The 12,436-nt window shown below is 67.7% G+C and carries 13 protein-coding genes; 4 read left to right on the forward strand and 9 right to left on the reverse strand.

The features are described 5' to 3' along the window. The first annotated feature begins 732 nt into the window (after positions 1–732). Positions 733–1,125, forward strand: coding sequence for a DUF2852 domain-containing protein (locus P2PM1_RS15615; protein ID WP_244301556.1), 393 nt, complete (start codon positions 733–735; stop codon positions 1,123–1,125). 99 nt (positions 1,126–1,224) lie between these two features. On the opposite strand, the gene secB is transcribed toward P2PM1_RS15615, so the two are convergent. After that, entirely contained in the window at positions 1,225–1,716 is a 492-nt protein-coding gene (secB, locus tag P2PM1_RS15620) for a protein-export chaperone SecB (protein WP_186390222.1), read from the reverse strand. Between the two features lie 310 nt (positions 1,717–2,026). On the opposite strand from secB, the gene P2PM1_RS15625 reads away from it, so the two are divergent. After that, on the forward strand, positions 2,027–3,400 hold the full coding sequence (locus tag P2PM1_RS15625) for an ActS/PrrB/RegB family redox-sensitive histidine kinase (protein ID WP_186399697.1): 1,374 nt from the start codon (positions 2,027–2,029) through the stop codon (positions 3,398–3,400). 75 nt (positions 3,401–3,475) lie between these two features. After that, positions 3,476–4,030 (forward strand): ActR/PrrA/RegA family redox response regulator transcription factor, encoded by a 555-nt coding sequence (locus tag P2PM1_RS15630; protein WP_186390220.1) that lies wholly within the window; start codon positions 3,476–3,478, stop codon positions 4,028–4,030. A 46-nt stretch (positions 4,031–4,076) separates the two neighbouring features. On the opposite strand, the gene P2PM1_RS15635 is transcribed toward P2PM1_RS15630, so the two are convergent. Continuing rightward, positions 4,077–4,574, reverse strand: a complete 498-nt coding sequence (locus P2PM1_RS15635) for an MmcB family DNA repair protein (protein ID WP_186390219.1) — start codon at positions 4,572–4,574, stop codon at positions 4,077–4,079. A gap of 175 nt (positions 4,575–4,749) precedes the next feature. Continuing rightward, on the reverse strand, positions 4,750–5,826 hold the full coding sequence (gene trpS, locus P2PM1_RS15640) for a tryptophan--tRNA ligase (RefSeq protein ID WP_186399698.1): 1,077 nt from the start codon (positions 5,824–5,826) through the stop codon (positions 4,750–4,752). 343 nt (positions 5,827–6,169) lie between these two features. On the opposite strand from trpS, the gene hemA reads away from it, so the two are divergent. Continuing rightward, positions 6,170–7,390: a 5-aminolevulinate synthase gene (gene hemA / locus P2PM1_RS15645; protein WP_186399699.1), complete on the forward strand. Its 1,221-nt coding sequence runs from the start codon at positions 6,170–6,172 to the stop codon at positions 7,388–7,390. Between the two features lie 101 nt (positions 7,391–7,491). Here the strand turns inward: hemA and P2PM1_RS15650 are convergent, their stop codons facing one another. The 6 genes from P2PM1_RS15650 to P2PM1_RS15675 form a co-directional block, all read right to left on the reverse strand. After that, a complete protein-coding gene (locus P2PM1_RS15650; RefSeq protein WP_186399700.1) occupies positions 7,492–7,881 on the reverse strand; it encodes a Rap1a/Tai family immunity protein in 390 nt (129 codons plus the stop codon). A gap of 153 nt (positions 7,882–8,034) precedes the next feature. After that, complete coding sequence (locus P2PM1_RS15655; RefSeq protein ID WP_186390215.1) at positions 8,035–8,316, reverse strand: DUF2160 domain-containing protein; 282 nt, start codon at positions 8,314–8,316, stop codon at positions 8,035–8,037. Positions 8,317–8,340: 24 nt separating this feature from the next. After that, positions 8,341–9,141 (reverse strand): carbohydrate ABC transporter permease, encoded by an 801-nt coding sequence (locus tag P2PM1_RS15660; protein ID WP_186399701.1) that lies wholly within the window; start codon positions 9,139–9,141, stop codon positions 8,341–8,343. Between the two features lie 12 nt (positions 9,142–9,153). After that, positions 9,154–10,017: a carbohydrate ABC transporter permease gene (locus P2PM1_RS15665; RefSeq protein WP_186397407.1), complete on the reverse strand. Its 864-nt coding sequence runs from the start codon at positions 10,015–10,017 to the stop codon at positions 9,154–9,156. Positions 10,018–10,027: 10 nt separating this feature from the next. Next, on the reverse strand, positions 10,028–11,104 hold the full coding sequence (locus P2PM1_RS15670) for an ABC transporter ATP-binding protein (RefSeq protein ID WP_186399702.1): 1,077 nt from the start codon (positions 11,102–11,104) through the stop codon (positions 10,028–10,030). Positions 11,105–11,113: 9 nt separating this feature from the next. Then, positions 11,114–12,193 (reverse strand): ABC transporter ATP-binding protein, encoded by a 1,080-nt coding sequence (locus P2PM1_RS15675; protein WP_186399703.1) that lies wholly within the window; start codon positions 12,191–12,193, stop codon positions 11,114–11,116. Positions 12,194–12,436: the final 243 nt, after the last annotated feature.

Raw genomic sequence — 12,436 nt, forward strand, 5'->3', positions numbered from 1 at the left:
TTACCGAAGCGACAAGAAATCCCAGCACCCCGAAGGGCGCAACCCCATGTCAGTTCGTATCAGGTGATAGCGACAGTCAAAGCCGCCGGTGAACCCCGGCGGCGCCGTCGTTGTGGGAGCTATATACTCACCACCCCCCAACACCGTCAACCCACCTCACCAAAAAAAATCAAACCAAACCCAAAAACCAATCCAAACCCCCAACCCCACTTGGGGAAAACAACCCCAACAAACACACAAACCAAAACAATATCAATTACATAACAATATGCACAGGAGAGAGGGCACGCCGACACCGGCCGCCTGGCGCCGCGCTCGAGCCCACCGCAAGGCGCCGATTTGCGGGAAATCGGCCTGGATCCGTCATCCCCCCGTCGCAGTCCGCGGCCAGTCTTGCAGGTCTTGCCCTCGCTGTTGCGGGCCTCTCCCGTCTCACCGCCCTTGTCGCCCGCCGATCTCCCCTCGTAAGGCGGGGACGCTGCGCGGCATCTGATCGCCGCCTCGCTGGCGCCTCGGACGCCGCTCGCGGCCAGCGCCGCGCGGGTCGCTTGAATAGGGATTTCCTTGAACAGGGGGGCGTGCATTCCCACATCAAACTCGTTCTCGAACAGGAGAGGAGTGTAGATGAGCTACGGAACCGCAACCCATGCCAGTGGCCCGGCTGGCGGCCGCGCGGGGGCTACCTGCCGTCCGGCGATCCGTCCCGGCTGGTCGCCGGTGACGATCGGCCTGATGGTGCTCGGCTTCGTCGTCTTCTGGCCGCTCGGCCTGGCGATGCTGGCCTATATCCTGTGGGGCGACCGCCTTCCGAACCTCGCACGCGATGCGCGCGAGCAGTGGAACGCCAGCCCCCTCGCCCAGGGCCTGTCGTCCGGGCGCGGCTTTTCCGGCGTGCACCCGACCGGCAACGCCGCCTTCGACGACTACCGTGCCCGCGAATTGAAGCGGCTCGAGGAAGAGCGCGCCCGCATCGACGAGATGCGCGCCGAGTTCGACGCGTTCCTGCGGGAGCTGCGCCGGGCCCGTGACCAGGAAGAGTTCGACCGCTTCATGGCCGATCGCGGCCGCGGCCCGGCATCGCCGAGCGCCGGGACAGGGGCAGGGAGAGGGGCACCGGAGGCATAACGCCGCCAGTCGCCCGACACCGCCGAACACGAAAAAAGCCCCGGAGCACCAAGCTCCGGGGCTTTTTCGTATCCCTGCCGCAAGAGGCGCGCTGGCGCGTCAGTTCGGCTTCTGCGCCGCCTGGGCCTGCGCCTGGGCGGCGTTCTGGCGATAGAGGGCGGCGAAATCGATCGGGTCGAGCATCAGGGGCGGGAAACCGCCATTGCGCGAGGCCTCCGCCAGGATGTTGCGGGCGAAGGGGAACAGCATGCGCGGGCACTCGATCAGCACGAAGGGGTGCAGGTGCTCCTCCGGCACGCCGACGATGCGGAACAGGCCGCCATAGACCAGCTCGATGGCGAAGACGGTCATCGCCGAGGTCCTGGCCGTGGCGGTCAGCGTCAGCACCACCTCGAACTGGTTCTCGCCCATCGGCTGGGCGCCGACATTGACGTTGATGTCGAGCTTGGGCTGCTCCTGCGGCTGCAGCGATCCCGGCGCGTTGGGGTTCTCGAAGGAGAGATCCTTGATGTACTGGGCAAGAATGCTCATGCCCGGTACAGCGCCGGCCTCGTTGCCCTGGCCAGCGGCCGCGTCGTTCGTGTCGCTCATGCGTCAGCTATCCTGTCTCGATGACATCCCATGCCGGCAAGGTCCGGCACATTCCGGCGCGGCCGTCCCCCGTCGCTGCAAAGGCCCGGCGCGCAAACTCGCAGCATCGGCTAGCATGGCAGGGCCGCGCTGCCAAGGGCTGATTGGCCGCCGCCGCGATCGGAGCGCCGCGGCCCGCACGCCAGCGGGAAGCAGCGGCGGGAGCGGGGTCTCCCGTATTTGACGCGGCACCGGCGGCGCGCCACAACAGGCATCCAGACCTTGCCCCGTCCCGGAGCGATCGCTCCAAGGATCACGCCAGAAGGATCATATGGACGATACCGACAGACCCGAACTCGGCTCCCCGCACCGGCGGCTGAAGCTGGATACGCTGGTGCGCCTGCGCTGGCTCGCCATCGGCGGGCAGACCGCCGCCCTCGTCGTCGTGCATTTCTATCTGGCCTATCCGCTGCCCCTGTCGCTCTGCGCGGCGCTGGTCGCCGCCTCGGCCTGGCTCAACATCTTCCTCAAGGTCCGCTCGCCGCAGTCGCAGCGCCTGTCGGAACGCTCCGCCGCCCTGCAACTGGCCTATGACCTGATGCAGCTCGGCGGCCTGCTCTATCTCACCGGCGGCCTCGGCAATCCCTTCGCCTTCCTGCTGCTGGCCCCGGTGATGGTCTCGGCCGCCGGCCTGTCGGCCCGCAACACCATCTATCTCGGCCTGCTGGCCGCCGCCATCGCCACGCTGATCGCCGCCGTCCACCTGCCGCTGCCCTGGCCGGAAGGGCAGACGTTCCGCCTGCCGCCCGTCTATGCGATCGGCGTGTGGATCGCCCTGGTCTGTTCGCTGACTTTCATGAGCATCTATGCATTCCGCGTCGCGGAGGAGGCCCGGCAATTGTCCGATGCGCTGATGGCCAGCGAGCTGGTGCTGGCGCGCGAGCAGCACCTGCACGCGCTCGACGGGCTGGCCGCCGCCGCCGCCCATGAACTCGGCACGCCGCTCGCCACGGTCTATCTGTCGGCCAAGGAACTGGCGCGCGATCTCGCCAATGAAAGGGACATTCCCTCTCCCGAGATGCTCCGGGAGGAGATGGCGCTGATCCTGTCCCAGGCGGAGCGCTGCCGCGAGATCCTGTCGAAACTGTCCTCGCTGTCCGACGACCGCGACCAGCACTTCCGCGGAGAAAAGCTGTCGCATGTGCTCGACCAGGTGGCCGAGCCGGCCCGCGCGGCCGGCGCGCGGATCCGCATCGACGTGCAGGGCGAGGGCGGGGAGCCCGTCGCCCATCGCAATCCGGCGATCCATTACGGGCTCGGCAACCTGCTGGAAAACGCCGTCGACTTCGCCGACAGCACGGTGACGGTCACCGCCCGCTGGAACGACAGCCAGGTCCTGCTGGAAATCGCCGACGACGGTCACGGCTTCACGCCCGATGTGATGTCGCGGCTCGGCGAGCCCTATGTGACCGCGCGCGGGGCGCGGGACGGCCGGCCGGGGCAGGGCCAGACCGGCGGCGGGCTCGGCCTCGGCTTCTTCATCGCCAAGACGCTGCTGGAGCGCACCGGCGCGGAGCTGCGCCTGCGCAACCGGCCGCCGCCGGAGCACGGCGCGGTGGTGCGCATCGCCTGGCCGCGCGACGGCCGCTCACCCTGGCGGGCGGAGGCCGGGGCGGAGCCGGCGAGGCAGGCCGATTTGCCCTGAGCGGAAACGCACTTATAAAGGACAAAACAGGTCCGTCGGCGAGATTCGGGGCGGCAGAATGAACGGGACGATGGGATGAGTGAACAGTCAGGGGCGGACACCGTCGCACGGGGCAATCTGCTTATCGTCGACGACGACCGCCCGTTCCAGCAGCGGCTGGCGCGGGCGATGGAAAAGCGCGGCTTCACCACCGTGACCGCCGACAGCGTGCGCGAGGCGCTGGAGGCGCTGCAGAGCCTGGCGCCGGACTATGCGGTGGTCGACATGCGGCTGGAGGACGGCAGCGGCCTCGACGTGGTCGAGGCGATCCGCGCCCGCAAGCCGGAGGCCCGAGTGGTGATCCTCACCGGCTACGGCAATATCGCGACGGCGGTGACCGCGGTGAAGCTCGGCGCCGTCGACTATCTGGCCAAGCCCGCGGATGCGGACGATGTGCTCGCCGCCCTGCTGTCGGAGGGCGAGGAGAAGGCGCCGCCGCCGGAGAACCCGATGTCCGCCGACCGGGTGCGCTGGGAGCATATCCAGCGGGTCTACGAATTGTGCGACCGCAACGTGTCGGAAACCGCGCGCCGGCTCAACATGCATCGCCGCACGCTGCAGCGGATCCTCGCCAAGCGCGCGCCGCGCTGACCCCCGCGCCGGACTTCCAGAGCAGACCGGCAAAGCAGACCGGGCCTCAGATCAGGTCATAGCCCGTCGCGGCCCGGGCGTCGGGATCGTGCAGGTCGTGCAGCCGCAGCGCGGCGGATTGCGCGAAGCGCAGAAGCACCGCCTTGCGGGTCGCCGCCGGCAGACGGTGTTCGGGCGCCGGGCGCAGGATCTCGGCGGCAAAGCCGTCGGACAGGATGAGGCCGGCGTCTTGCGGAAAGACGTCCGCCGGCACCTCCGCATGGGTGGCGAAGAACAGCCGGTCGCAATGCAGGCGGTAGTCCGGCCACTTGCTGTCGGCGCGCAGATCCGCCAGCGACGACTTCACCTCGACGATCCAGATTTCGCCCTTCGGGCCGACGGCGGCGATGTCGGCGCGCCGGCCCGATGCCAGCGTCAACTCGCCGATGCAGGCAAAGCGCAACTGCCGCAACAGGCGCGCCGCGCCGCGCCAGACCCGCAAGGCCGTTTCCGACTGCCGGCCGTCGACCAGCGGCTGGTCGAGCTGGATGCGCTGTCCGCTCATCTGCCTCAATCCCGTTCCTCTTTTGTTCGACCCGAACACTAGCCCCAGACAGCCGGGAAAGACAAGCCCGTTGCCGGCGCTCCGGCGACGGGGCGGTCGATGGACGCAAAAAGGGCCGCGGACAGTGCCCGCGGCCCCCGAGGATATATGGAGACGAGATCCAGCCGCTGCCGGCTCAGCGCCCTTCCAGGAAGCCCATGATGCGGCGGGCATCGCGCAGCACCGGGCCGGCGATCTCCGAGGCCCGGCCGGCGCCGTCGCGCAGCACCGCGTCGATATGGCCGGGATCGGCGAGCAGCCGGTTCATCTCGCCGGTCATCGGCGCCAGCTTGTCGACCGCCAGATCGGCCAGCGCCGGCTTGAACACCGAGAAGGGCTGGCCGGCGAAGTCCGACAGGACCGCGTCCTTGGACTTGCCGGAGAGCGCCGCATAGATGCCGACCAGGTTGGCCGCCTCGGGGCGCTCGGCAAGGCCGTCCATCTCGCTCGGCAGCGGCTCCGGATCGGTCTTGGCCTTGCGGATCTTCTTGGCGATCTCGTCGGCCGAATCGCGCAGGTTGATGCGCGACAGGTCGGACGGGTCCGACTTCGACATCTTCTTGGTGCCGTCGCGCAGGCTCATGATGCGGGTCGCGGGACCTGCGATCATCGGCTCGGTCAGCGGGAAGAACAGTTCGTCCGGCAGTTCCGGGCTCGGCGTCGGGTTGGCGATGCCGAGACCCAGTTCCTTGATCCGGTCGGCGAAGTCGTTGTTGAACTTCTGGGCGATGTCGCGGGTCAGCTCCAGATGCTGCTTCTGGTCGTCGCCCACCGGCACATGCGTCGCCCGATAGGCGAGGATGTCGGCGGCCATCAGCGTCGGATAGGCAAAGAGGCCGACCGAGGCGTTCTCCCGGTTCTTGCCGGCCTTCTCCTTGAACTGGGTCATGCGGCTCAGCCAGCCGATGCGCGCGATGCAGTTGAACAGCCAGGCAAGCTCCGCATGCTCGCGGACCTGGCTCTGGTTGAAGATGATCGCCTTCTTCGGGTCGATGCCTGCGGCGAGATAAGCGGCAGTCACCTCGCGCGTCGTTCCGGCGAGCAGCGCCGGATCGTGCTTGACGGTGATCGCGTGCAGGTCGACGACGCAATAGATCGCCGGCATCTCGTCCTGCAGCGGCACGAAACGGGCGATGGCGCCAAGATAATTGCCAAGATGCAGGTTGCCGGTCGGCTGGACGCCGGAAAACACGCGCGGCTGGAACTCACTCAACTGATTGTCCCCCAGTTTGGGCCTCGGAGTTTGGACCTCCGGTTGATCGGGATGCGGGCGCGGCCGGTGCCGGCGCGCGCCTGCGGGTTATGGCGAAGGCGGGGGCGCGGTGCAAGCGGCAAGGCGAGGGGCCGGCGCGCTTTCCCGGTGCCCTTTGGCGGACGCGCAACGCCGCGCATCCGGCGCTGCCTGCGTCGAAACGCCCATTCGGCATATTCCCAATTCACGCAGGCGGATCGATCGGCTATAGACTGGAATAAGACTAATTTGCGAGCATTTGAAACCTCGTATGAATCGACGCATCGTTGCCGTCAGAACCCCCGCAAGAGGTCCGGAGGCCGGAATGGATTACGAGAGCTTCTTTCGACACAAGATCGAAGGGCTGCACAAGGAAGGCCGTTACCGGGTTTTCGCGGATCTCGAGCGCCAGACCGGGAATTTTCCCCGGGCGACCCGCTATACGCGGGACGGCTCCCACGAGGTCGCCGTCTGGTGTTCCAACGACTATCTCGGCATGGGCCTGCATCCGGTCGTGACCGATGCGATGCACGAGGCGATCGAGCGCTGTGGCGCCGGTGCCGGCGGCACCCGCAACATCTCCGGCACCAACCACTATCACGTGCTGCTGGAGCGCGAGCTGGCCGACCTGCATGGCAAGGAGTCGGCCCTGCTGTTCACCTCCGGCTATGTGTCCAACTGGGCCGCGCTCGGCACGCTCGCCTCGCATCTGCCGGGCTGCGTGGTGCTGTCGGACGCGCTGAACCACGCCTCGATGATCGAGGGCATCCGCCATTCGCGCGCCGAAAAGCGGATCTGGAAGCACAATGACGTTGCCGACCTGGAGCGTCAGCTTGCCGAGATCGAGCCGGGCCGGCCGAAGCTCGTCGCCTTCGAATCCGTCTATTCGATGGATGGCGACATCGCGCCGATCAAGGAGATCTGCGACGTCGCCGAGAAATACGGCGCGATGACCTATCTCGACGAGGTGCATGCGGTCGGCCTGTATGGTCCGCGCGGCGGCGGCATCGCCGAGCGCGAGGGCCTGATGGACCGGCTGACGGTGATCGAGGGCACGCTCGGCAAGGCGTTCGGCGTGATGGGCGGCTATATCGCCGCCTCCGAGGCGCTGTGCGACTTCGTCCGCTCCTTCGCCTCCGGCTTCATCTTCACCACCGCACTGCCGCCGGCACTGGCGGCCGGCGCCCGCGCCTCGATCCAGTACCTCAAGTCGGCCGAGGGCGAGGTGCTGCGCACCCGCCACCGCAACCGGGTGGCGACGCTGCGGCGCAAGCTCGATGCCGCCGGCATCCCGCACATGCCCAATCCCAGCCACATCGTCCCGGTGATGGTGAAGGACCCGGTCAAGTGCAAGATGATCTCGGACATCCTGCTCGACAATTACGGGATCTACATCCAGCCGATCAACTATCCGACGGTGCCGAAGGGGCTGGAGCGGCTGCGCATCACCCCCTCGCCGCTGCACAGCGACGGCGACATCGACCATCTGGTGCGCTCGATCGAGTCGCTGTGGTCGCAGTGTGCGCTGGCCCGGGCGGTCGCCTGACCCTTCAGGCCGACCGGTCTTTCGCCCGGTCTTCCGCAACAGCTTCGCAACGCGCCGGCCCCGCCGGCGCGTTTTGCGTTTCAGCACGAGGCCGGCGCGTCTCAGCGGGCCGAATAGCGGGGCATGTGGGCGCAGGCCGGCCAGGCCTCGGCAAAGGCGTCATAGACCAGCATCGGGCCGCTGGCGGCGAGCCTGTCGGGATGCCGCTCGGCATGCTCCACGAGGATGCGCCGCAAGCCGTTGGCATCGACCCCCGGCGGCACGCAGTTGGCGCGCCCGAGCAGGAAGGCATCGAGCGTGCCTTGCAGATAGCCAAGGCAGAAGGTCACGGCGACCGGGCTGGTTTCGGGGTCGGCCTTGCAGATGGTGGCGATCTGGCTCGCGCTCTGCCAGCCCTCCGCCGACCCCGGCGCGGCGGTGGCCAAGGCCCCCGCGAGGGCGCAAAGACAGGCGCCGGCAACGGCTGCCGCCCTGGCGCGCAGCGCCGACATGGCGGAACCGCCTCCCCCTGACGGGCGGATGCGGGTCGTCCCTGCCACCGCGATCAGGCCGCCTTCCATTCTCGCTCGCGCTTTGCCGGTTGCCATTGGGCAATCATCCGGCGAGTCGGATCGAAGGACAAGAGGCGCGGCTAGGACCGCTCGTCACACCCAGCGGAACACCGCCACCGCATAGGCCACGGCGATCGCCAGCGGCACCCACAGGTCGGGCCCGACCAGTCCGAGCCAGGCCAGGAAGATGAAGGCGCTGCCGAGCAGCGAGATGAACAGCCGGTCGCCGCGCGTCGTGTCCAGTCCGAGAACGCCGTGCCGCGGCCCGCCGCCGGGCGAGACATATTCCCAGACGGACATGGCGACAAAGCACAGGCCGATGAAGATGAAGAAGGCGGCGGTCGGCCCGGTCCAGGCCATCCAGCTCAATCCCATGACGTGTCTCCCCTTGGCCTGCCGCTACACCCGGCCGAGCGCGAAGCCCTTGGCGATGTAGTTGCGGACGAAATAGATGACGAAGGCCCCCGGAATGATGGTCAGCGTTCCCGCCGCCGCCAGCAGGCCGAGTTCGTAGCCCGATGTGCTCGCCGTTCGGGTCATGGTCGCGGCGATCGGCTTGGCGGCGACCGAGGTCAGCGTCTTGGCCAACAGCAGTTCCACCCAGGAGAACATGAAGCAGAAGAAGGCGGCGACGCCGATGCCGGCGGCGATGGTCGGCACGAAGATCTTCAGGAAAAACGACCAGAAGGAGTGGCCGTCGACATAGGCGGTCTCGTCCAGCTCCTTCGGCACGCCCGACATGAAGCCCTCCAGAATCCAGACCGCCAGCGGGATGTTGAACAGCGTATGCGCCAGCGCCACCGCGATCGGCGTGTCGAACAGGCCGATCGCCGAATAGAGCTGGAAGAAGGGCAGCGCGAAGACGGCCGGCGGCGCCATGCGGTTGGTCAGCAGCCAGAAGAACAGGTGCTTGTCGCCGAGGAAGCGGTAGCGCGAGAAGGCATAGGCGGCCGGCAGGGCGACCGTCACCGAGATCGCCGTGTTGATCAGCACATAGATCAGCGAGTTGACATAGCCCATGTACCAGGTCGGATCGGTGAGGATCTTGACGTAGTTCTCGACGGTGAAGTCGTGGGGGAACAGCGTGAAGCTGCCGAGGATCTCGTTCGTCGTCTTGAACGACATGTTGACGAGCCAGTAGATCGGCAGCATCAGGAAGATGATGTAGAGGATCGGGACGAGAGCCTTGGTCTTGTTCATCGGTGAGCCTCCTCACTGCTGCTCGTTGCGCATCATCAGGGTGTAGAACACCCAGCTCAGCAACAGGATGATCAGGAAGTAGATCAGCGACATCGCCGCCGCCGGGCCGAGGTCGAACTGGCCGAGGGCGATCTTGACGAGGTCGATCGACAGCAGCGTCGTCGCGTTGCCGGGTCCCCCGCCCGTCAGCACCGACAGTTCCGTGTAGATCATGAAACTGTCCATGAAGCGCAGCAGCACGGCGATGGTCAGCACCCGCTTCATCTTCGGCAACTGGATGTAGCGGAAGATGGCAAACGAGCTGGCCCCGTCGATCCTGGCGGCCTGGTAATAGGCGTCGGGGATCGAGACGAGACCGGCATAGGCGAGCAGCACCACCAGCGACGTCCAGTGCCAGACATCCATCAGGATCAGCGTGAACCAGGCATCGCCCGGCTGGCGGGTGAAATTGTAGTTGAAGCCGAGCGCGTTGAGGCTGCGGCCGAGCAGGCCGATATCGGGCAGCGCGAAGATGTTCCACATGGCGCCGACCACATTCCACGGAATGAGCAGCGGCAGCGCCATCAGCACCAGGCAGACCGGCACCCACGGTCCCTTGCGCGGCATGGCGAGCGCGATGGCGACGCCGAGCGGGATCTCGATGGCGAGGATGGTGAAGGTGAAGATCAACTGCCGGCCGAGCGCGTTGTGAAACCGCTCCGACTGCAGCACCTGCTCGAACCAGGTGACGCCGGCCCAGAAGAACACGTTGTCGCCGAACGTTTCCTGGACGGAATAGTTGACGACGGTCATCAGCGGAATGATGGCGTTGAAGGCTACCAGCGCCACCACCGGAAGGACGAAGAACCACGCCCTGTTGTCATGCGTCTTGTTCATCTAGAGCCCCTCAGTTCACGATCCAGCCGTCGCGATAGACCGCGGTGCGCTCCGGATCGAAGCGCAGCAGGGCGCTTTCGCCCGGGATCGCGACCCCTTCGGGCACCAGCAGCTTGACCCTGTGCCCCTGCGCCTGCGCCTCGACGATGCTGAAGCGGCCGGCATCGCTGACCTTGACGACGCTGGCCGGCAGTCCCTCGCCGCCGCCCTCCGGCGCGAAGCGGACGAATTCCGGCCGCACGCCCACCTCCAGCCGGCCACTGCCGGTCGCGGCGGCCGGCGGGCAGTCGGCAACGGGCGCGCCGGCGACCACGGCCTTGCCGCCGGCGACCTCGCAGGGCAGCACGTTCATGCCCGGCGAGCCGATGAAGTGACCGACAAACGTGTGCTGCGGCCGCTCGAACAGCTCGACCGGCGTGCCGATCTGCACCACCTCGCCCTGGTTCATCACCACCACCTTGTCGGCGAAGGTCAGCGCCTCGGTCTGGTCGTGGGTGACGTAGATCATCGTCGTGCGCACCCGCTGGTGCAGCTCCTTGAGCTTGGAGCGGAGCTGCCATTTCAGATGCGGATCGATCACCGTCAGCGGCTCGTCGAACATGATCGCGTTGACGTCCGAGCGCACCAGGCCGCGGCCGAGCGAGATCTTCTGCTTGCCGTCGGCGGTCAGCCCGGCGGCGCGCCGGCCGAGCATGTGGGTGAGGTCGATCATGCCGGCGATCTCGCGGACCCTGGCATCGACCTGGAGCTCGGCGACGCCGCGGTTGCGCAGCGGGAAGGCGAGATTGTCGTAGACGGTCATCGTGTCGTAGACGACCGGGAACTGGAACACCTGGGCGATGTGCCGGCGGTCCGGCGGCAGGGCGGTGACGTCCTCGCCGTCGAACAGCACCCGCCCTTCCGTCGGCCGCAGCAGGCCGGAAATGATCGACAGCAGCGTGGTCTTGCCGCAGCCCGACGGGCCGAGCAGCGCATAGGCGCCGCCATCCTCCCATTCCAGGTCGAGGCGCTTCAGCGCCCAGTCGCTGTCGGAGGCCGGTGCCGGACCGTAGGCATGTCGCAGGGCGTCGAGTACGATTCGTGCCATGTCGTTCTCCTAGGTCGTGGACTGGCCGGCGATGCGCCGGCCGGCGCCGTCGAAGACCAGCGCCTTCGACATGTCGGCATAGAGCCGCTGCCGCGTGCCGACCTCGAAGGGATGGATGCCATGCGCCTGCGACACCCAGGTCCGCTCGTGGAAGGTGAAATGGATGATGCTCTCCGAGCCGGAGAGTTCGGTCACCAGCACGTCGCCCTCGATGGCCACCGGCTGGGCGCCCTCCGGGGCGGGGCTGACGTGATGCGGGCGCACCCCCAGCGTATAGGCCCCGTCGGCGAGGCCGGCATGGCCGGCCGGCACCGGGAAGCTGCCGCCGTCGGCCAGGCGGAAGTCGCCGCCCGCCTTGGTCACCTGCGCCGTGTTGATCGGCGGGTCGGAAAAGACCTGGGCGCTGGTGAGGTCGAGCGGGCTGCGATAGACCTCGCCCGTCGGGCCGAACTGCACCACCCTCCCCTCGAACAGGCAGGCGGTATGCCCGCCGAACAGCAGCGCCTCGACCGGCTCGGTCGTCGCATAGACGACGATGCAGTCGCGATTGGCGAAGAGGCGGGGCAGTTCGTCGCGCAGCTCCTCGCGCAGCTTGAAGTCGAGATTGGCGAGCGGCTCGTCGAGCAGCACCAGATCGGCGTCCTTGACCAGCGCCCGCGCCATCGCCGTGCGCTGCTGCTGGCCGCCGGAAAGTTCGGACGGCCGCCGGCCGAGCATCGGCGTCAGCCGCAGCAGCTCGGCGAAGGTGCCGACCCGCCGCTTGATCTCGTCGTCCGGCAGCCGCGCCACCTTGAGCGGCGAGGCGATGTTCTCGTAGACGGTCATGTTCGGATAGTTGATGAACTGCTGGTAGACCATCGAGACGTTGCGGTTGCGCACCGACACGCCGGTGACGTCGCGGCCGCCGAAGTGAACCTCGCCGGAGGTCGGCCGCTCAAGGCCCGCCATCAGCTTCATCAAGGTGGTCTTGCCGGCCAGCGTCGTGCCGAGCAGGACGTTGAAACTGCCGGGCTCGCAGACGAGATCGGTCGGGTGAATATGCGTCTCGGCACCGACGCGCAGGCTCACGCGCCTCAATTCAAGGGACATCTCGGTCGCCTTCATGCAAGGGTCGATGGGCAGTCTCTCGGGTCCGGCGGGGTCCGGGCGGGGTCCGGGAGAGGGCCGGCCGTGCCCGGCGCTCCGCTTGCCCGCGGTTCTCGGTCCCCGCGCGGCGCGTCCCGGCAGGGCGCGCCCTGGCTGGCCGCGGCCCGCGACCATGCCGGGAGGCCCGGCCTTCCCGCATCCGCGACCGGTGCCGGGCAGGCGGCCCGGGACCTGTCCCGGACCGCC

The organism is Stappia sp. P2PMeth1 (assembly GCF_900185735.1).
GTDB lineage: Bacteria > Pseudomonadota > Alphaproteobacteria > Rhizobiales > Stappiaceae > Stappia.